A 20,273-nucleotide genomic window follows, 5' to 3' on the forward strand; every position below is an offset into this window, starting at 1 on the left:
CGTCCTTCCCCCGTGCCCGCCGTGGACTTATCCATCGTCATTCCCATCTACAACGAGCAGGTCAACCTGCCCGCCCTCAACGCCCGCGTCCGGGCCGTGCTCGACGCGCTGCCCTTGCAGACCGAGCTGATTTACGTCAACGACGGCTCCCACGACGATTCGCTGGCGCTGATCCGGGCTATGGCGGCCGAAGACCCGCGGATTCACTTCATCAACTTCAGCCGCAACTTCGGTCACCAGATTGCCATCACCGCGGGCCTGGATTTGTCGGCCGGGGCCACGGTGGTGGTCATGGATGGCGACCTGCAGGACCCGCCGGAATTGATTCCGGAGCTGTACGCCAAGCTCAAAGAGGGCTACGAGGTGGTGTACGCCAAGCGCCGCACCCGGCAGGGGGAGAGCATGGTGAAGCTGTTCACGGCGAAGGTTTTCTACCGCCTGCTGGCCCGCATCACCTCGGTCAACATCCCGCTCGATACCGGCGACTTTCGCATCGTTTCGCGCAAGGTGGTCAATGCCCTCAAGCAGATGCCGGAGCAGAATAAATTTATCCGGGGCCAAATTTCCTGGATCGGCTACCGGCAGACGTTCCTGGAGTTTGACCGCTCGGAGCGGGCCGGCGGCGTGCCCGGCTACACCTACAGCAAGCTCATCAAGCTGGCCCTCGACGGCATCACGTCCTTCTCCGACCTGCCCCTGCGCCTGGCCACCATCGGGGGCTTCGTCGTGTCGGGCGCCGCGTTTGTGGTGATGCTGTACGCCATCTACGCCCACTTTTTTCTGCGCAACCCCGAAGGCTGGCCTTCCCTGATGGTGAGCATCCTGTTTCTGGGCGGCGTGCAGCTGATGGCCGTCGGCGTCATCGGCGAGTACATTGCCCGCCTCGGCGCCAACGCCCGCCAGCGCCCGCTCTACATCATCGACGAAACGGACGTGCCCGTATCGGCCGAAAACGAGGCCAGCCCGGCCCTGCGCGCGCTGCGCCGCTAGTTTTTTCGGCCGTGGCCACCCTCAACCCGCCAGCCTGCCCTCCCGGCAGGCTGGTGCCGTTTCCGGGTCCTGGGCCGGCGGCCAGTATGCGGACGAAAAGCCGTGGAATTTGCGCCGCGGCGGGCCTAGTAATCCTGCCCGCAACTCCGTATCTTTGCCGCCCCGCCAGGGTGGTGGGGTCTGGGGCTGAGCCTCAGGAACTTACTCATAACGCGTTCCGGTGGTCGGCCCTGAGCCGGACGTGTACAGCAGGGTCAACCAGTATTATGGCAGTAGAAGTAGTAGACAACTTCGATTGGGACAACATCGGTGCCTCGCAGTTCGGCGGTAACTACACCCCCGAGCAGCGCGCCGAGATGGAGCAGATGTACGGCGACACGCTGACGACGGTCCAGGAAGAAGAAGTGGTAAAAGGTACCGTGGTAGGTATCACCGACCGCGACGTCATCCTGAACATCGGCTTCAAGTCGGACGGCCTCGTGCCCCTGTCGGAATTCCGCGACCTGACCGACCTCAAAATCGGTGACCAGGTGGAGGTATTCATCGAAGACCAGGAAGACTCGAACGGTCAGCTGATCCTGTCGCGCAAGAAGGCGAAGATCAAGCAGGCCTGGAAGTCGATTTACGACGCTCTGGAGAATGACACCATTCTCGAAGGCGTCGTGAAGCGTCGGACCAAAGGTGGTCTGATCATGGATCTGGACGGCGTAGAAGCCTTCCTGCCCGGCTCGCAGATTGACGTGAAGCCTATCCGTGACTTCGACATTTACGTCGGCCGTCGCATGGAAGTGAAAGTGGTGAAAATCAACGCCGCTTTCGACAACGTAGTCGTTTCGCACAAAGTCCTGATCGAGAAAGACCTCGAGAAGCAGCGTGAGGCTATCCTCAACAACCTGGAGAAAGGCCAGATCCTCGAGGGCGTTATCAAGAACATGACCAACTTCGGTGTGTTCATCGACCTCGGCGGCGTCGACGGTCTGCTGCACATCACTGACATCTCGTGGGGCCGTATCGCGCACCCATCGGAAGTGCTGCAGCTGGATCAGAAGCTGAACGTAGTAGTTCTGGACTTCGACGAAGCCAAGAAGCGTATCTCCCTGGGCTTGAAGCAGCTGACCCCGCATCCGTGGGATTCGCTGCCCGCCGACATGGGCGTAGGCACCAAGGTGAAAGGCCGCATTGTGAACGTAGCCGACTACGGCGCATTCATGGAAATCGTGCCAGGCGTCGAAGGCCTGATCCACGTGTCGGAAATGAGCTGGAGCCAGCACCTGCGCAACCCGCAGGACTTCATCAAGCAGGGCGACGTAGTAGAGGCGCAGATTCTGACCCTCGACCGCGAAGACCGCAAGATGAGCCTGGGCATCAAGCAGCTCAGCGAAGATCCATGGACCCGTGGCGACTTCGGCACCAAGTACGCCGTGGGCACCAAGCACAACGGTCTGGTGCGTAACCTGACCAACTTCGGCCTGTTCGTCGAGCTGGAAGAAGGCGTAGACGGCCTCGTGCACGTTTCGGACCTGTCGTGGACCAAGAAGATCAAGCACCCTTCCGAAATGGTGAAGGTGGGCGACCGTCTGGACGTGGTAGTACTGGAACTGGACGTAACCAACCGTCGTCTGGCCCTGGGCCACAAGCAGCTGGAAGAAAACCCCTGGGATACGTTCCAGACGGTATTCACCCCCGGCTCGGTGCACAAGGCTACCATCACGGAGAAAAACGACCGGGGCGCTGTTCTCGAGCTGCCGTACGGCATCGAGGGCTTCGCGTATCCCAAGTCGCTCGTGAAAGAGGACGGCTCGAACGCCGAGAACGGCGAGCAGCTGGACTTCCGCGTAGTGGAGTTCTCGAAGGATGACCGTCGCATCGTGCTGTCGCACACTGCCGTGTTCAACCAGCAGCAGGAAGAAGAAAGCCGCGCTTCGAAGTTCACTAAGAAGAAGCCTGCCGGTGGCGCTGCTGCCCAAGGCGAAGGCAAGCTGAGCGACCTCAAGAAGCCCGCCGCGGCTGAGAAGTCGACCCTCGGCGACCTGGACGCTCTGTCGGCTCTGCGCGACAAGATGATGGGCACCGAGCGTCAGGCTGGCGAGCAGAAGCTGGCCGCCGCTCCGAAAGCTGAGAAAGCTGCTCCGGCCGCCGACGAAGCTGCTGAGGCTCCCGCCGAAGGTGGTATCCTGGCTGCCGTAACCGGTGCCGCTGCCGCCGCCTTCGACAAGGCCAAGGAAGTTGCCGGCGACGCCATCGACGCTGCTACCCACTCCGCCGCTTTCGAGAAAGCCAAGGAAGTAGCTGGCGACGTAGTTGACAAAGCCAAAGACCTGATTGCCGGCGACGAAGCCGCTGACAAGAAGGACGAGGAGAAAGCCTAGTGCTTTTAACCTTTGCGTAAGAGAAAGGCCCCGGCGCAAGTCGGGGCCTTTTTTTGCGCAGTAGTAATCCGCGCGGGCCCCGAGCTCCCGGTCCGGTAATTTCTTTGTTCAGATGCCCAACGCGTTACCGGCCCAGCCGGCGAAAAACCAGCAGCCGGTTTGGTAAAAGCAATTCCGTGGCGTAGCTTTGCATCCCAAACCAAGCCCGGTGACGTGACCGAGTGGCTAGGTAGAGGTCTGCAAAACCTCCTACAGCGGTTCGAATCCGCTCGTCACCTCTTTTTTAGTTCCTGTTTTCTATTTTGCCCTGTTGCCCGGTCGATTAGCCCCGACCGGGTTTTTTGCGTTTAGGCCCCACGGGTTGGCTAAGCCAATTCCCAGACCGTGACAGGGTTAGCAAAAGCCCGAAAAAACGGCTCCGCGGCGGGTTTCTGAATCATTATCCCTACATTTCAATTCCGCGTACAACCGCTTCGGCGCAGAGCTGCGCACCAGTCGACCTCCACCCCAAAACCCAGTATGAAGATTATTGACCTCCGCACGATGCGCGGGCCCAGCTATTGGTCCGTGAAGCACTTTAAGCTTATTGTCATGAAGGTGGACCTCGGGGATTATGCCGACAAGTGGTCCAATGCCGTGCCCGGCCTCGCGGGCCGTCTTACCAAGCTGCTGCCCGGTCTGGGCAAGCCTGAGGAAGCCAACTCCGGCTACATTTCCAACAAGCAGTCGGTGAAGCACCCACCCCTGACGCTGGAGCAGCTCACCGACGGGGAGCCGCTGGGCCACGTGATTCAGCACGTGGCGCTCGAATTGCAGCGCTTGGCGGGCATGCCCGTGTACTGGGGCAAGTCGTACCCGGCCCGGGAAGTAGGAGTGGAGTTCGTCGTGTTTGCCTACCAGGAGGAGCGCGCCGGCCGCGTGGCCGCCGAGGCCGCCGTCGAAATTGTGGAGGCGCTCTGCAAGAAGGAGAAAGTCGACATCAAGCCCATTGTGGCCGAGCTGCACGAAATCCGGGAAGACGAGTTTTTCGGGCCCAGCACCTGGAGCATTGTGGCCGAGGCCGCCTCGCGCAACATTCCCTACATCCAGCTCAAGAATACCAGCATCATTCAGCTGGGCTACGGCGTGAACCAGAAGCGCATCTGGGCCACCACCACCTCGCAGACCTCGCACGCGGGGGTGGAAATTGCCGGCAATAAAAACCGCACCAAGGCCATGCTCAAGGATGCCGGTGTGCCCGTGCCCAACGGCACCACGGTGTACTCGGAAGACGGCCTGCGCGATGCCATTGAGGAGCTGGGCTTCCCCATCGTGACCAAGCCCCTCGACGGCAACCACGGCAAGGGCGCCACCATCCGCATTATGAACTGGAAAGAAGCCGTGGCGGGCCTGAAAGCGGCGCAGGTGTATTCCCGCGCCGTCATTGTGGAGCAGTTTATCGAAGGCCACGATTTCCGCCTGCTGGTGGTCAACGGCAAGCTGGTGGCTGCCGCCAAGCGTACCCCGGCCGCCGTCACCGGCGACGGCAAGAGCACCATTCAGCAGCTCATCGACGAAGTCAACAAGGACCCGCGCCGCGGCATCGGCCACGAAAAGGTGCTCACCAGTATCAAGGCCGACAAGCACACGCTCGACATCCTGAAAGGGGCGGGCATGAACCTGAAGACGGTACTGCCCGAGGGCGAAACGGTGTATCTGAAAAGCACGGCCAACATCAGCACCGGCGGCACCGCCACCGACGTTACCGACCAGCTGCACCCCTACAACGTGCTGCTCGCCGAGCGGGTCGGGGGCATCATCGGGCTCGACATCTGCGGCATCGACCTGCTCACCAACGACATTGCCGTGCCCCTGAATGAGTCGCGCGGGGCCGTGATTGAAGTAAACGCGGCCCCCGGCTTCCGGATGCACATTTCGCCCACCGTGGGGCTGGCCCGCAACGTGGCCGCCCCGGTCGTGGACATGCTGTTTCCGCCCGGCGCCACGGCCCGCATTCCGATTATTGCCATTACCGGCACCAACGGTAAAACCACCACCACCCGCCTGATTGCGCACATGGTGGCCAGCAAAGGCTATAAGGTCGGCTTCACCACCACCGACGGCATCTACATTCAGGGCAAGCAGCTCCAGAAAGGCGACTGCACGGGCGGCCAGAGCGCGGAGTTCGTGCTCAAGGACCCAACGGTGAACTTCGCGGTGCTCGAAACGGCCCGTGGGGGCATGCTGCGCTCCGGCCTGGGTTTCCACACCTGCGACATTGCCGTGGTGACCAACGTGGCCGCCGACCACCTGGGTTTGCGCGACATCCACACCGTGGAGGAAATGGCGGCCGTGAAAGGCGTGCTGCCCCGCACGGTGCGCAAAAACGGCTGGGCCGTACTCAACGCCGACGATGACCTAGTGTACGCCATGGCCAAGGGCCTGCAGTGCCGGGTGGCGCTGTTCAGCATGGACGAAAACAACCCCCGCATCCTCGACCACGTGGAGGCCGGGGGCGTGGCTGCCGTGTACGAGGAAGGCTACGTGACCATCTACCGCAACAGCTACAAGCTGCGCATCGACCGGGCCGTGGAGTTCCCGATTACCTTCGGGGGACGGGCCGGCTTCAACATCGAAAACAGTCTGGCGGCGGCGCTGGCGGGATATCTGGCCGGCTTCGAGCGCGACGACATCAAGACGGCCCTGCGCACGTTCATTCCCTCGGCCACCAAAACGCCGGGCCGGATGAACATCTACAAGTTTCCGGAGTTCGAGGTCATCGTCGACTACGCCCACAATACGGCCGGCATTCAGAAGTTTGCCGAGTTTTTGAACGCCACGCCCGCTACCCATAAGGTCGGCATCGTGTCGGGCCTGGGCGACCGGCGCGACGAGGACACGTTGGGCTTCTCCCGTGTGGCCGGGCAGATTTTCGACGAAGTGGTGCTGCGCCAGGACCGGGACCTGCGCGGCAAGACGGCCGAGGAAATCAAGGCCCTGATGGAAAAAGGCCTGCGCCTCGACAAGCCCGACCTGCCCATCACCTACATCGAAAACGAGCCTGATTCGATTGACCACGTGCTCAAAACGGCCAAACCCGGCTCGGTGGTGGTCATTTTCACCGAGAACATCACGGCCACCCACAAAAAGCTCGACGAGTTTGAGGCTTCCCTGAAGTAAGATTCAGTGCTTAGCTCTCAGCACAGAAAAGGCCCCGGCTGTTGTAGCCGGGGCCTTTTCTGTTTATCGGATGCGGGGAAAACAAGGGCTCTAACGTCTGAGCCCCTAGTTTCTAACTCCTTACTTCAGCGTGAAGGTCGTTTTGCCAATCATCACGCCGCCTTCGTAGAGCTCCACGGTGTGCAGGCCGGTTTTGTAGGGGGCACCCTTGGCGTAGAGAAACTGCACGGGCTGGCGGGTGTTGTCGTAGACGATATCCTGCTTGGCCGTGTAGAAGGCCTCGGAGCCGTCAATCATGAACGTGCCGCCGCCGGTGCTCAGGTTATAGAGGGCCGCGCCGTCGGGCTCAATCAGGCGCATCATGATCTGCTTGGTTTCTTTCGGCGACACGTCGTTGCGGGCCAGATTGAAGGTGACTTTCACCTTTTCCACGCGCTTAGCCTTGAACTCGTTGTCTTCGTCGTCTTTCTCCTTGTTGCGGGCGTTGATGACGCCCACGCGGATATTTTCCGCCTGCAGGCGCGAAGCAATGGTGACTTTCTCGGCCAGCTCCTGGTTGGAGCGCACCACCGTCGAAATTGTGTCGGTGAGGCGGTTCTGGCGCTCTTTCAGCGTGGTGGTTTCGGTGTAGAGAGCTTCATTGTCCTGCTTAAGCTGGGCAATTTCCTCATCCTTCTTGCGGAGCTGATTTTCGAAGTTGGCGGCCCGCTGCTTGAAGCGGCGCTGCTCGGCGATGGAGAAGCTGCCCGCCTTGAAGGAGCGCAGCTTCAGCAGGTCGGCGTTGATGGAGGCAATCTTGGCTTCGAGCGAATCGTTGGCCAACCCCATGCCCTGGACTTCCTGGCTCTGGCGCTCAAAATCAGCCTTGAGGGCCTCATACTGCTTGATTTGCTCCTCCAGCTTGGTGTCTTTCACCTTGATATCGGCCGTGAGCTGCTCATTTTGCTTGCCTTTCTGCTGGTTCATGTAGAACAGCACGCCATTGATGCCGAGCAAAACCAGAATCAGGGCCACAATCAGCAGCACGCGGTTGTTGTTCTTGGGCTCGGGGTTTTGATCTTGTTCCATTGCGGGAGGGGTTTTGAATGAAGCCGGAACAATCCGGAGGGTGAGTTACCTTTGGGCAAAAATAAAGGGATTGCCTGCCCAGGCAAGTTTAAGCCTTAAATACTACATCTGCATGGAAATGGATTCGCCGCTGGATGCCGCCTACTGGCAGGAGCGCTACGCCGCCGGCCGCACGGGCTGGGATGCCGGCGCCATAACGCCCCCCCTGCGCGAATATTTCAGCCAGCTGGAGTTGCCCGCCAACAGCCGCATCCTGATTCCGGGGGCTGGCCGGGCTTATGAAGCTGAGGCGCTGCACGGGCAAGGATACAAAAATATTTTCGTCGCCGACCTCGCGCCGGCGGCGCTGGCGGCCCTGCACCAGCGAGTGCCGGGCTTTCCGGCCGAGCATCTGTTGCTGGCCGATTTCTTCGCGCTGCCTGCCCAGCCGCCCTACGACCTGATTGTGGAGCAAACCTTTTTCTGCGCCCTCGACCCCGCCCTGCGCCCTGCCTACGCCCAGAAGTGCGCCGAGCTGCTCCGGCCCGGCGGCACGCTCATGGGGCTGCTGTTCGATACCGACTTCGGCCCCAGTTCCGAGCCTCCCTTCGGCGGCACCCGGGAAGAGTACCGCGCGTACTTTGCGCCCTACTTCAACTTCCACCACTTCGAAACGGCGTATAATTCGCTGCCGCCCCGGCAGGGCCGGGAGCTGTTCATCTGTCTGAAAAAGAAATAACCCCTTCCGTATGCTGACTTCTTTGGCCAACACGCTGCCCCATTTCCGCAACACCAACTCCGGCCAGTTTTTCCTGATGGCGGGGCCCTGCGTCATTGAGGGCGAAGACATGGCCCTGCGCATTGCCGAAAAGGTGCAGCACATCACCGACAAGCTGCAGATTCCCTTCATCTTCAAGGGCTCCTACCGCAAGGCCAACCGCAGCCGCCTCGACTCGTTCACCGGCATCGGCGACGAGACGGCCCTGCGCATCCTGGCCAAGGTGAGCCGCGAAATCGGGGTGCCCACCGTGACCGATATCCACGAGTCGGGGGAAGCCGCGTTTGCCGCCGAATACGTTGATGTGCTCCAGATTCCGGCTTTTTTGTGCCGGCAGACGGATCTGCTGGTGGCCGCGGCCCAAACCGGCAAGGTCGTCAACGTGAAGAAAGGTCAGTTCCTAAACGGGGAGTCCATGCAGTTTGCGGTGGACAAGATCAAGCAGTCGGGCAATGACAACGTGATTCTGACCGACCGGGGCAACTCCTTCGGCTACTCCGACCTGGTGGTGGACTTCCGCAACCTGCCGGCCATGCGCAGCTTCGGCGTGCCGGTCGTGATGGACGTGACCCACTCCCTGCAGCGCCCCAACCAGGCCAGCGGAGTCACCGGCGGGCAGCCGGCCCTCATTGAAACCATTGCCAAGGCCGCCATTGCCGTCGGCGCCGATGGTCTGTTTATCGAAACCCACCCCACGCCCGCCACGGCCAAATCGGACGGCGCCAACATGCTGGCCCTCGACCGGCTCGAAGACCTGCTCATCAAGCTCACCAAAGTGCGCGAAGCTATTCGGTAACGCAGTTTGGGGACAACGAAGAAGGCCGCCAGGTCGGGAGCACCTCCGGCCCGGCGGCCTTCTTCGTTGGTAAGAATTACTTAAGCCGACAGTGGCTTCACCCGGTTCAGCAGCTTATCCAGAACGTTATCGAAGCGCAGGCGGAAGTGCTGCTTGGGCTGGTTGGGGCGGAAAAATACCAGGCCGACGAAAAACAGGTCGATGGTGAGCAGCACCTGCGGGTGGTGCTGGATGGTGCGCCAAGCCCGGGCCATTTCCGCCGACCAGTGAATGTCGTCGAGCACGAACACGCTCTGGTTGGTGCGGTAGGGCAGGCACTGCTCGAAGTAACGCACCGTGGGCTCGTAGCGGTGGTTGCCGTCGAAAAAGGCGAAGTCGAGTGGGCCGGGCAGGGCCGCCAGCGCGGTGGGCAGGGTGTCGTCGAGGTTGCCTTCGACCTGCTGGATGTTGGTCAGGCTCAGTTCCCGAAACGTATCGGCGGCCACGGCGGCTGTCTGGGGGCAGCCCTCAAACGTGATTACGCGGGCCGCCGGGTTGGCCGCGGCTAGGTAGGCGGTGGTCAGTCCCAACGAAGTACCGAGTTCCAGGACTACCTGGGGCTGAAAGTGGCGCACCAGCCGAAACAGCAGCTGCCCAAACTGGCGAGGCTTGGCGGCGGTGCGGGCAACGTCGCGCAGGCGGCGCTGCCGGCCCGCCCCGGTGTGGGAACCCGCGCCGAAATCCCGGACCGTGATGGTCGTGTTGTCGGTACGCAGCTGCTGCCGGCGCGCCTCGATGGGACCATAGGCCGCAACCGGCGTTTCGTCGTGGATAACGCGGGTATATAGTTCAAAAACGAACGGGGAATGCAGACCGTGCGCATTCCCCGAACGGAGTAAAAACAGAATGTAGCTGAGCGCCTGGAAAAGCAAGGGAGCAGTTGGTTACGGGTTGTTAGCTGGTGGTAGTGGCGGCTGGAGTGTAACTGCCAGCGCCCAGCAGCTAAGTCCTAATTCAGGCGGTAAGGTACCACAAGGGTGAATTCCGGAATGTCGACCGTGAATTCCTTGCCGTCGACGAGGCGCTCCATCTGGTAGGTGCCGCGCATCTTGCCCAGGCCCGACTTGAGGTTGCAGCCCGACACGTACTGGTGCGACTCGCCGGGCTCCAGCACGGGCTGCTGGCCCACCACACCTTCGCCTTCCACCTCGCGCACCACGCCGTTGGCATCGTAGATGTACCAGTGCCGCCGCAACAGCTTCACGGTATATTCGCTGCCGTTGTGGATATCAATCTTGTAGGCAAACACGTAGTGTTCCTGACTAGGGCTGGAGTAATCCGGCAAATAGTTGGTCGTAACGCTGACGGTCACGCCCTGCGTGGTGATGGTATTCATGGCTCCTGTGCTAAGCGGTGGAGAACTAACAGCCGTTTTCGGGAATTGGTTTATCTACGCAAAAGGGGCCGCCCGTGGCTTGCCCAACCCGCTAAAATACCTGACTCAATGTCCACAAAAATGTCTGTAAAGATAGAAGAAAGCTGGCGTAAGGTCCTCGCCGACGAGTTTGAAAAACCCTATTTTCAACACCTGATTGCCTACGTGCGCGGGGAGTACGCCACGGCCACCGTGTACCCGCCCGGGCCGAGCATTTTTCATGCCTTCGATGCCTGCCCCTTCGACCAGGTCAAGGTCGTAATTCTGGGTCAGGACCCCTACCACGGCAAGGGCCAGGCCAACGGCCTGTCGTTTTCCGTGGCCGACGGTATCCGTACCCCGCCCTCCCTGCTCAACATCTTCAAGGAGCTCCAGGACGACTTGCCCGGCACGCCGCCTGCCGCCAGCGGCAACCTGGACCGCTGGGCCCGCCAGGGCGTGTTGCTGCTCAACGCCACGCTCACGGTGCGTGCCGGGGAGCCGGGCTCCCACCAGAAAAAAGGCTGGGAGCAGTTCACCGATGCGGTGATTCAAAAGATTTCCGCCGGCAAGGAGCACGTGGTGTTTATCCTTTGGGGCGCCTACGCCCAGAAAAAAGGCGAGGTTATCGACGAGCGGAAGCACTTGGTCATTAAGTCGGCGCACCCCTCGCCCTTTGCCGCCGACCGGGGCTTCTTCGGCTCCAAGCCCTTCAGCAAAACCAACCAGTACCTACAGCAGCACGGCGAAAAGCCGATTGAGTGGTAACTCTCCAAGCCTGTGCGAGCAGCGCGAGGCAAGCCGTTCTGAACTGCGAGTAGAACTTCCCCTAAGCTAAAAAGCCCCGACGTAAGCATACGTCGGGGCTTTTGTAGTTAAGGAACTGTTCACATTTCAGAGGACGGATTGCTTTGCGTTGCTCGCACTGGCAGTCCCAGGGAGCTTTAGTCAATCAGGTTGAACAGGCGGCTCCAGCGGACTTTGTGGAAGAAGTCGGCGTAGGGATTCACCGACAGCCAGATCATCACGGCCTTGCCCACGATGTGGTCTTTGGGCACGAAGCCCCAGTAGCGGGAGTCGAGCGAGTCGTGGCGGTTGTCGCCCATCATGAAGTAGTAGTCCTGCTTGAAGGTGTAGCTGGTCAGGGGCTTGCCGTTCTGCAGAATCACGCCGTTCTGCACCGTGATGCCCTCGTTGTGCTCGTAGCGCAGGATGATTTTCTGGTAGATAGGCGTGTTCTGGGGCGTAAGCTGCACGGTCTGCCCCTGCTTGGGCAATTGCAGGGGGCCATAGTTGTCCTTGTTCCACTTGGCGAAGGCACCGGTGCCGCTCATGTCGGGCTGGCTGGCGGGATAATCGGGGTTGTTGGGAAATACGTCCGGCTCGCCCACGCCGGGCTCCGACTTGTCGAGCACCACGCCCTTAATAAAGAACTGCTGCTTGAAGTAGTCGGCCGTTTTGGGCGTCATGTCTACCACGTAGGCCGGGCCCATGGCCGTGACCTGAGGCTGGGGTACACCGTTGGGGCTGTTGAAGTCCGTCACGCCCTGCTCCTGGAAAATCTTGTCGCGCACGGGCTCAGCCACCTGCAAAAAGTAGCGGTTCTGGCTCTGGGGCGGGTTTACGGCGGGCTTGCCGTTGATGTAGACCTGCTGCTCCTTGATTTCGAGCACGTCGCCGGCCACGGCCACGCAACGCTTGATGTAGTTGGTGCGCAAATCAGCGGGGTGCTGATTCTCGAAGGGCACGTTGAACACCACCACGTCGTTGCGCTTCACTTCCGAAAAACCCGGCAGGCGGTAGGAGGGCAGCTGAATGGCGTCGGAGTAGCTTTTCAGGTTCGTGCCCCAGATGGTCTGGTGAGTCAGGGGCACCTGCAGGGGCGTCTGCGGGGTGCGCGGGCCGTAGTGCAGCTTGCTCACAAACAAATAGTCGCCCACGAGCAGGGAGTGCTCCATGGAGGGCGTCGGGATGGTGTAGGCTTCGAACGTGGCCCAGCGGATGAGCGTTGCGGCCACCACGGCAAACAGGATGGCGTCGCCCCACTCGCGGAAAAAGCTCTTGGGCTTCTGATTTGGATCGGAAGGCGGGGTGGTTTTATTGAGGGCGGCAGCGCGCTCCTCCCAGGATTGGACGGCCATAAGTCGGCGAAGTGAAACGGATACGGCAGCCGGAGCCGCCTTAGAACAACGTAATATCTGAAATTGGTTTTTGGTTGTTCGTTTTTGGTTTATGGCTTTTCAGGAATCCCGGCCAAAAACCAAAAACGAACGACCAAAAACCAGAAATCCTACAGCCCCAGCAGCTCCTTCATGCCGAACACGCCCTGGCGGCCCGGCAGCCACTCGGCGGCCAGCAGAGCGCCCTGCACGAACCCGTCGCGGCTGTGGGCCTCGTGCTTGAGCTCGATACTGTCGGCCTCCGACGAGTACGTCACGATGTGCGTGCCCACCACTTGGCCTTCCCGCTCGGAGAGAATGGCTAGCTCCCCGGCGGCCTCGGTGGCCTCGTTGCGCCAGGATTTTTTGCTCGGGAAGTGGCGCAGGATACCTTCGGCGGCCGTCAGGGCCGTGCCGCTGGGCTGGTCTACTTTCTGGGTGTGGTGAATTTCGCGGACCTGCACGTCGTAGCCGCCGAACTGGTGCATTTTGGCGGCGATGTACTCGTTGAAGTGAAAGAACAGGTTGACGCCCACGCTATAGTTGGAAGCGTAAAACAGGGCGCCGTTGGTTTGCTGGGTAAGCGCCTTGGCTTCGGCGAAGTGGTGGAGCCAGCCCGTGGAGCCGCACACCACCGGTAGGCCCTGCTGCAAGCAGGCCAGCACGTTGGCAAAGGCCGCGTCGGGGTGGGTGAACTCAATGGCCACGTCGGCCGAGGAAGCGTCGAAGTCGGTGATGCGGGTAGCGGGCCGGGAAGGGTCCACGATGCCGACCACCTGGTGGCCGCGGGCAATGGCCTGGGCTTCGATGGCCTGGCCCATTTTGCCGTAGCCAATCAGGAGCAGTTTCATAGAGTAAGCTTAGGGCGCGCCGAGCGCCGGGAATTCAGGTTGAGCGTAACCGACAGGCCGGGCGTGGGCACGGCCGTGGGCATCCAGATCATCGTGGGCTGCCAGTGCAGACTCAGGTCGTCGCTGATGTCGAAGTCCTTGAGGTGGGCATCCACCACGGCATCGAGGATGTTGAGCCCGTAGGCAATGCCGATGTAGAAGTAAAACTGGTCGCGCGGAGTCCGGTACAGAATCAGGCCCCGCCGAATGTTGACGCTGTCCACCTCTTTGGTGTTAGGGCCGACGTCCTTGGTCGTGTTCTTGTCGCCGTCGTTGAGGTTGGCGTCGGCCTGCTTGAACTCCGAGTACAGGCGCTGGTAGTAGATTTCGCCGTAGATGGTGCCGCCCACGGCGCCATACACCAGCGGCAGCTTCCAATACTTGCGGTTGTAGATCTGGCCGGTGCCGGGCAGGATGGCCGAGAGAATCCCGGCCTTTTTGGGCCGCGTCATCCGGAAGCCGAACAGCTTCTCGGTGCGCCGCGACGAGTCCGTGACGGCCGCGGTGGTATTCACCTTGGCCGAGTCGGGCCCCACGGTCATCTCGGCCTGCGCCAGCGCGGACTCGGGCAGCGCGAAGGCTGCCAGCAGCAATAGTCCGGCCGTTGCGGTGCGAAGCCCCATCATGGTGCGGGAAGTAGTCAGGTTTAGGCTGGTTGCAGAATGTGCAGAATGCGCTGCATGTCTTCTACCGAGTCAAACGCAATTTTAATCTCCCCATTGCCCTGCGGTCCGGGCTTGACGAGCACCTTGCTGCCAAACCGGTCGGAGAGGTAGCGCTCCGTGCGGCGCAGCTCGGCCACGGGAATGTGAATCTGCTGGTCCTGCACGCTCTGGGCGGTGGGAGCGTCGGCCTTCTTGGGCACCGATACGCCGGCGCGCACCAGCTGCTCCACCTTGCGCACCGAGAGTTCCTCGGCCACGATGCGGTGAAACAAGGCCAGCTGCTGCTCCGCGTCGTCGATGTTGATCAGCGCCCGGGCGTGGCCCATTGAAATAACCGTGTCGCGCAGGCCAATCTGGATATCGGGCGGCAGCTTGAGCAGGCGCAGATAGTTGGTCACGGTTGAGCGGTTCTTGCCCACCCGGTCGCCCAGCTCTTCCTGCTTTAGGTTGCACTCGCTCACCAGGCGCTGGTAGCTCAGCGCAATTTCGATGGCGTTGAGGTTTTCGCGCTGAATGTTCTCAATCAAAGCCATTTCCAGCATCTGCTGGTCGTCGGCCTTGCGAATGTAGGCGGGAATCGTGTCGAGGCCTGCCAGCTTGGAAGCCTGCAGGCGCCGCTCCCCCGAAATGAGCTGGTAGGAGTTGGTGCCCAGCTGCCGCACCGTGACGGGCTGGATGATGCCCTGAACCTTGATGGATTCGGCCAGTTCCTGCAGCGCCTCTTGGTCGAAGTGGGTGCGGGGCTGGTAGGGGTTGGCCTCAATCTGGCCCACGGGAATGAAGCCCACCGAGTTCATGGGGTGCGACACGAGCCGCTCGCCCTTTTTCTCGTAGCTGCCTTCAATCAGGGCGTTGAGGCCCCGGCCGAGGCCGCCAATTTTGCGTTTGGGGGCCGCAGGAGCCGCGGCGGGGGTCGTTTTCTCTTCGTTCGTCTCAGACATACCTACAAGCTGCCCTCGCCCAATGCCAGGCGAAAGCGGAGGTCAAAAATACACAAACCCCCGGGAAGCGGCGGGAAAAATGTTCCACGGAAGCGAAAAAAGCGTGGAACGTTGGCCGTAAGGCCTGTTGATGAGATGGTAGTGGAAGTTGCCAGTGGGGTTGAAGGCGTTATGGCTTGCGGCACTCATGCTATGAGGTCGGTCAACAGCGTTATAGGCTATGTCGGCAGTGTTACAGGCATTGGCAGGCGCGTTATAGGTTTTGTCGGCTGCGTAGCACCGGGTGGTTGGCGCGGTGATATAGACGAATTCGCAGCGGATCTGCTTCGGGGGTGTAGTTATCACTCGGTACAGCCCAATGGCTGTGGGTGTGATAGGGCAGGGTCACACTATTTGTTTACTAGTTTAGGGCAAAAATCCAACTGAGGCAGTCGTGATTAAACAGGCTGTATACTGCTGATTTTAAAGAAAATACATGAAAGTAATAGTGTTTGTCTGTTTGCTTAATTTATTTTTTGCCGCAAACGGCTTTGGACAGAAGCATAATAGTGATTTGATTGTTTTTATTGGTGAAAAAATTAAAGTTGAGCTTGCGCCGAAGCAAACAGAACAAGTGGATACAATTGTTGATAAAGGGAGAAATGTGATTCGCCGCAGAATAAGTATGGATGGTAAGTATCTAGCTAAATATAAAATATTAAAATTGATTAATGGAAAATATTCTAAAGATACAATTGATTTCATTGCTTTTGACCATTATGGTATCCCTGGCTTTTCAGCGCATAACGTTGTATTGCTGTTTGTGTCAAGGGAGGCAGGTAAGCTATATCACGAAAAATACCAGTTTTTTGCTTTGTATCAGGCTGAAAACGGTGAGTGGGCAAGTCCGTACTCAGTAATAGATTACACGCATCCATACAAAAAACAGATAACCGTTAAACCGGAGCGAATAATATTTAAGGAAAAAGTTAGTTTTCCTGTTGCAGATATGACCAAGGACCAAATTGAAGAATGGTACCCCTCTCCCTATTATCTGGTAAAAGGTAGGTTTGCAATAGCTATATATGGCAATTATGTTGACGATCTTTTTAAGCTTAAGCAACAAACGATTTTAAAGGCAAGAGGGCTTTATTAGCTGCAAATAGGCTAGATGGCGTGGACAATAGCTCTTCTGAACTTCATAATGAGGCGGTAGGGATGCTGCGACAAGCTCAGCATGACTTGCCAATTGATGTAAGCAGAAAGGGCCGGCAACTATTGCCGGCCCTTTCTATTGAAATGATAATTGGAAGCCTTAAGCCGCCTCGCCCTCCGCGGCTTCTGGCGCACTGGCAGCTACGTTTTTCTCCACGATTTCGCGGGCCAGGTTCAGGTAGCTGATGCTGCCCTTGCTTTCGGCGTCGTGTAGAATGACGGGGATGCCGAACGAGGGCGACTCCGACAGCTTCACGTTGCGGGGGATGATGGTGTCGAAGACGAGCTGCTGGAAGTGGAGCTTTACTTCTTCCACTACCTGGTTCGACAGGCGCAGGCGCACGTCGTACATGGTGAGCAGGATGCCCTCAATTTCGAGCTCCTCGTTGAGGCGGCTCTGGATGATTTTGATGGTATTGAGCAGCTTGCCTAGGCCCTCGAGGGCGAAATACTCGCACTGCACGGGCACAATCACCGAGTGGGCGGCCGTAAGGGCATTCACCGTAATCAGGCCCAGGGATGGGGAGCAGTCGATGATGATGAAGTCGTACTGGTCGGCCAGGGGGCGCAGGGCGTCCTTCATCTTTTCCTCCCGGTTGGGCAGGTTGATCATCTCCACTTCGGCCCCGACGAGGTCGATGTGGGAAGGCATCAGGTCGAGGTGGGGCAGCACCTGGGTTTGCAGGATGATGTCCTGGGCGTTGATGCCGTCGACCATGCACTCGTAGATGCTGTTCTCGATGTCCTTCGGATCGAAGCCCACGCCGGAAGTGGCGTTGGCCTGCGGATCGGCGTCCACCAGCAGCGTGCGATATTCCAGGGCCGCCAGGCTGGCCGCCAGGTTAATCGCCGAGGTGGTTTTGCCCACGCCGCCCTTCTGATTGGCTACCGCAATGATTTTTCCCATGGGATGTAAATTATGAATTATGAATCATGAACTGCGAATCAGAAAGGCGCCCTTTTGTCGGGCCAATTCATAATTCAGAATCCAGAACTCAGAATTTTAAAGGGTAATGGTTTCGCCGATTTTCAGCAGCGTGAGCTCTTTGCCGGCTTGCTGGGCTTTGGCCTGGGCCGCGGCGTGGTCGATGGCAATGGGCGGGAAGGTATCGAAGTGCATGCCGATGATGCGGCTGGCTCCGGCCCACTCGGCCGCTACCAGCGCGTCGTCGATGCCCATGGTGTAATGGTCGCCGATGGGAAGCAGGGCCGCGTCGACGTTGTACCGCTCGCCGAGCAGCTTCATTTCGTAGCTCAGGGCCGTGTCGCCGGCGAAGTACACGGTTTTGCCTTCGGCCTCAATGAGGAAGCCGGCCGCAATGCCGCCGTAGGAGCCGTCGGGCATGGAGCTGGAGTGCAGGGCGGCCACCATCTTCACCGTGCCGAAGGGGAGGTGCAAGGTGCCGCCCACGTTCATGCCGTAGGTGGCTTTCAGGCCCTTGGCTCCAAACCAGCCCACGACTTCGACCATGCCAATGAGCTCGGCGCCGGTGCGGGAGCCAATGGCCTCCACGTCGGCGACATGGTCGCCGTGGCCGTGGCTGAGCAGGATGTAGTCGGCCTCGATTTGGGCCACGTCGATGTCCTTGGCCAGCGGGTTGGGGCTGATGAAGGGGTCGAAAAGCAGCTTGCGGCCGCCGGTTTCGAGCAGGAAGCTGGAGTGGCCGTAATAGGTCAGGTTCATAGAAGCGCAATGAAGTCCGGCGCGGCGCATGCCGCAAACCGGATACCTTTGTCCTACAAATATACGTGATTCCCCCGTTCCCATGCTTTCGTTTGCGCGCCGTTCTGCCGTTTATGTTGCCTTGCTGCTGCCGGCCCTAGCCGGGTGCTCGGGTCCTGCCCAGCCGACCGACGAGCGGCGCGTGTTTCGCTACAACCAGCCCGAATCGTTGACGTCGCTGGATCCGGCCTTTGCCAACCGCCAGGCCAACATCTGGGCTGTGACTCAGCTCTACAACGGCCTGGTGGAGCTCGATTCGGCCCTGCAGCCCCAGCCCGCGGTGGCCCGGCGCTACGAGGTGTCGCGGGACGGGCGGCAGTACACGTTCTGGCTGCGGCCCGGCGTGCGCTTTCACGATTCGGAGGTGTTTGCCGGGGGTAAGGGCCGGCCGGTGACGGCGCCCGACTTCGTCTACAGCTTTAAGCGCCTGCTGGATAAAACCACCGCCAGCCCCGGCGGCTGGATTTTCCGGGGCAAGGTGCTCGAAAATGCTGCCGGGGAGCCGGTGGATACCTGCTTCAAGGCCCTGAACGATTCCACACTGCGGGTGTATTTGAAGGAGCCGTTTATCCCGTTTCTGGGCATTCTGGCCATGCCCTACGCCTACGTGGTGCCCCGGGAGGCCGTGGAAAAATATGGCAAGGACTTCCGGGAGCATCCGGTGGGCACGGGGCCGTTCCGGTTCAAGGAGTGGGATGAGGGCAATGCCATCATCTACCACCGCAACCCCACCTACTGGAAGCGTGACGAAAAAGGCCAACCATTGCCTTACCTCGACGCGGTGCAGATCAGCTTTATCCAGGACCGCAAAACTGAGTTTCTGACCTTCCAGCAGGGTAAGCTCGACTTTCTGAGCGGGATTCGGGCCGGCAGCCGCGACCTTATTCTGTACCCCAACGGCCAGGTGCGCGACGACTTCCGGGGAAAGTTCCGGCTGGAAAAGACGCCCTACCTGAACACCGAGTACCTCGGCATCCAGCTCGACCCGACCAACCTGCGCGGGGACGCCGCGGGCCCGGCTTTGCGCGACAAGCGGGTGCGGCAGGCCCTGAACTACGCGCTGAACAAGCCCGAGCTGATTGCCTATTTCCTCAACAACGTGGGCCAGCCGGGCATTTCGGGCTTCGTGCCCTCGTCGTTGCCTTCGTACAGCGCTAAGCTGGTGCCGGGCTACTCGTACAACCCCGCCAAGGCCCGGGAGCTGCTCAAAGCCGCCGGCTACGGCCCGGGCAAGCCGCTGACCCTGCACCTGAGCACGCTCGTGGAGCGCAAGGAAGTGTGCGAGTACCTGCAGAAAAACTGGGCCGACGTGGGCGTGCAGGTCGCCATCGACATCAATCAGGGCGGGGCTCAGCAGGAAATGGTGGACAACGGCCGGGCCGCTTTTTTCACCAAGAGCTGGCTCGGCGACTATCCCGACGCGGAAAACTACCTGGCCTTATTCTACAGCAAGAACTTTGCTCCGGCCGGGCCCAACAAAACGCACTTTAAAAGTGCCGCCTACGACAAGCTCTACGAGCAGGCCAACCTGGAGCAAAACGTGGAAAAGCGCTACGCCCTCTACCAGCAGATGGACCGTATCATCGTGGACGAATGCCCGGTTATTGCCCTGTACTACGACGAGGTGGTGCGCCTGACCCAGAACAACGTCCGCGGCCTGGCTCCCAACCCAATGAACCAGCTGGTGCTCGAGCGGGTGCGCAAGGAATAAAGCAGCTATATTCAAGCAACGATTCTATTATTCCCAATTTAATTGACTTTATGAAGCTACCCTATTCCCTGCTGCTGACGGCCGCGACGCTGCTCACGGCCTGTTCCAAGAAAGACGAAGAGGTATTGCCGCCCGAAATCGACTACTCGGCGCCGGTGGCGCCGCCGGGCTATGTTACCTACAACCGGGATGGCGTGGTTACTAGCCGCCCCGCCAGCGCCCGCTACGAGGCCGCAACGCCGCCTCACCCGGCGGACGACTGGCTAAGAATCAGCGAGACAAACCCTGCAACGGGTACGGTAGGTACCGTAATTATCTACGGCAAGCCGGCCGGGGCGGCGGCAGATAAGTTCGTTGTGTATTGGATGCCCATCGAGGGTTATTCTTATTCGAGCCGTTCTGACACCCCGCCCTGCACGCTTACCAAAACCAGCGCGGGCTGGTCGGGCACGTTTGCC

Annotated in this window: 18 protein-coding genes and 1 tRNA gene; 10 read left to right on the forward strand and 9 right to left on the reverse strand. The window is 59.9% G+C overall.

The genetic code is table 11. The features are described from left to right. The first annotated feature begins 21 nt into the window (after positions 1-21). The 4 genes from EWM57_RS16290 (at position 22) to cphA (ending at position 6,518) form a co-directional block, all read left to right on the forward strand. Positions 22-990 carry a glycosyltransferase family 2 protein gene (locus tag EWM57_RS16290; protein WP_129922223.1) on the forward strand — a complete coding sequence of 323 codons (969 nt, stop codon included), beginning with the start codon at positions 22-24 and terminating at the stop codon, positions 988-990. A gap of 266 nt (positions 991-1,256) precedes the next feature. Continuing rightward, complete coding sequence (gene rpsA / locus EWM57_RS16295; protein WP_242510106.1) at positions 1,257-3,359, forward strand: 30S ribosomal protein S1; 2,103 nt, start codon at positions 1,257-1,259, stop codon at positions 3,357-3,359. A gap of 207 nt (positions 3,360-3,566) precedes the next feature. Then, positions 3,567-3,637 (forward strand) — tRNA-Cys (locus EWM57_RS16300). Between the two features lie 241 nt (positions 3,638-3,878). Beyond that, positions 3,879-6,518 carry a cyanophycin synthetase gene (gene cphA / locus EWM57_RS16305; RefSeq protein WP_129922224.1) on the forward strand — a complete coding sequence of 880 codons (2,640 nt, stop codon included), beginning with the start codon at positions 3,879-3,881 and terminating at the stop codon, positions 6,516-6,518. Between the two features lie 120 nt (positions 6,519-6,638). Here the strand turns inward: cphA and EWM57_RS16310 are convergent, their stop codons facing one another. Then, positions 6,639-7,586: a hypothetical protein gene (locus EWM57_RS16310; protein ID WP_129922225.1), complete on the reverse strand. Its 948-nt coding sequence runs from the start codon at positions 7,584-7,586 to the stop codon at positions 6,639-6,641. 118 nt (positions 7,587-7,704) lie between these two features. On the opposite strand from EWM57_RS16310, the gene EWM57_RS16315 reads away from it, so the two are divergent. Together EWM57_RS16315 and kdsA are read left to right on the forward strand one after the other, a co-directional pair. Further along, positions 7,705-8,304 carry a methyltransferase domain-containing protein gene (locus EWM57_RS16315; RefSeq protein WP_129922226.1) on the forward strand — a complete coding sequence of 200 codons (600 nt, stop codon included), beginning with the start codon at positions 7,705-7,707 and terminating at the stop codon, positions 8,302-8,304. A 10-nt stretch (positions 8,305-8,314) separates the two neighbouring features. Next, on the forward strand, positions 8,315-9,139 hold the full coding sequence (gene kdsA / locus EWM57_RS16320) for a 3-deoxy-8-phosphooctulonate synthase (RefSeq protein ID WP_129922227.1): 825 nt from the start codon (positions 8,315-8,317) through the stop codon (positions 9,137-9,139). Positions 9,140-9,219: 80 nt separating this feature from the next. Here kdsA and EWM57_RS16325 read toward each other — a convergent pair whose 3' ends face one another. Together EWM57_RS16325 and apaG are read right to left on the reverse strand one after the other, a co-directional pair. Continuing rightward, the gene (locus EWM57_RS16325) at positions 9,220-10,050 is read right to left on the reverse strand and encodes an O-methyltransferase (protein WP_129922228.1); all 831 of its coding nucleotides are present in this window, start codon (positions 10,048-10,050) and stop codon (positions 9,220-9,222) included. A gap of 77 nt (positions 10,051-10,127) precedes the next feature. Continuing rightward, complete coding sequence (gene apaG / locus EWM57_RS16330; RefSeq protein WP_129922229.1) at positions 10,128-10,514, reverse strand: Co2+/Mg2+ efflux protein ApaG; 387 nt, start codon at positions 10,512-10,514, stop codon at positions 10,128-10,130. 120 nt (positions 10,515-10,634) lie between these two features. Between apaG and EWM57_RS16335 the strand changes: the two genes are divergently transcribed. Then, on the forward strand, positions 10,635-11,300 hold the full coding sequence (locus tag EWM57_RS16335; RefSeq protein WP_129922230.1) for a uracil-DNA glycosylase: 666 nt from the start codon (positions 10,635-10,637) through the stop codon (positions 11,298-11,300). 176 nt (positions 11,301-11,476) lie between these two features. Here EWM57_RS16335 and lepB read toward each other — a convergent pair whose 3' ends face one another. The 4 genes from lepB to EWM57_RS16355 all read right to left on the reverse strand — a co-directional run bounded on the left by lepB (position 11,477) and on the right by EWM57_RS16355 (position 15,187). After that, positions 11,477-12,673, reverse strand: coding sequence for a signal peptidase I (gene lepB, locus EWM57_RS16340; RefSeq protein ID WP_129922231.1), 1,197 nt, complete (start codon positions 12,671-12,673; stop codon positions 11,477-11,479). A 149-nt stretch (positions 12,674-12,822) separates the two neighbouring features. Beyond that, positions 12,823-13,542, reverse strand: coding sequence for a 4-hydroxy-tetrahydrodipicolinate reductase (dapB, locus tag EWM57_RS16345; protein WP_129922232.1), 720 nt, complete (start codon positions 13,540-13,542; stop codon positions 12,823-12,825). Continuing rightward, entirely contained in the window at positions 13,539-14,207 is a 669-nt protein-coding gene (locus EWM57_RS16350; protein WP_129922233.1) for a DUF5683 domain-containing protein, read from the reverse strand. The genes dapB and EWM57_RS16350 overlap by 4 nt, the downstream gene beginning before the upstream one ends. Positions 14,208-14,227: 20 nt before the next feature. Further along, positions 14,228-15,187, reverse strand: a complete 960-nt coding sequence (locus EWM57_RS16355) for a ParB/RepB/Spo0J family partition protein (RefSeq protein ID WP_129922234.1) — start codon at positions 15,185-15,187, stop codon at positions 14,228-14,230. A gap of 475 nt (positions 15,188-15,662) precedes the next feature. Between EWM57_RS16355 and EWM57_RS16360 the strand changes: the two genes are divergently transcribed. Next, on the forward strand, positions 15,663-16,322 hold the full coding sequence (locus EWM57_RS16360) for a hypothetical protein (RefSeq protein WP_129922235.1): 660 nt from the start codon (positions 15,663-15,665) through the stop codon (positions 16,320-16,322). Positions 16,323-16,481: 159 nt separating this feature from the next. Here EWM57_RS16360 and EWM57_RS16365 read toward each other — a convergent pair whose 3' ends face one another. Both EWM57_RS16365 and EWM57_RS16370 read right to left on the reverse strand, forming a co-directional pair. Then, a complete protein-coding gene (locus tag EWM57_RS16365; RefSeq protein WP_129922236.1) occupies positions 16,482-17,288 on the reverse strand; it encodes a ParA family protein in 807 nt (268 codons plus the stop codon). A 96-nt stretch (positions 17,289-17,384) separates the two neighbouring features. Continuing rightward, positions 17,385-18,065: a metal-dependent hydrolase gene (locus tag EWM57_RS16370; protein ID WP_129922237.1), complete on the reverse strand. Its 681-nt coding sequence runs from the start codon at positions 18,063-18,065 to the stop codon at positions 17,385-17,387. 82 nt (positions 18,066-18,147) lie between these two features. Here EWM57_RS16370 and EWM57_RS16375 point away from each other — a divergent pair, with 82 nt between their 5' ends. Beyond that, a complete protein-coding gene (locus EWM57_RS16375) occupies positions 18,148-19,815 on the forward strand; it encodes an ABC transporter substrate-binding protein (RefSeq protein WP_242510107.1) in 1,668 nt (555 codons plus the stop codon). Between the two features lie 50 nt (positions 19,816-19,865). Continuing rightward, positions 19,866-20,273 (forward strand): hypothetical protein (locus EWM57_RS16380; protein WP_129922239.1); only part of this gene is annotated, 408 nt, incomplete at its 3' end.

The organism is Hymenobacter persicinus, from assembly GCF_004167665.1.
Taxonomy (GTDB): Bacteria; Bacteroidota; Bacteroidia; order Cytophagales; family Hymenobacteraceae; genus Hymenobacter; species Hymenobacter persicinus.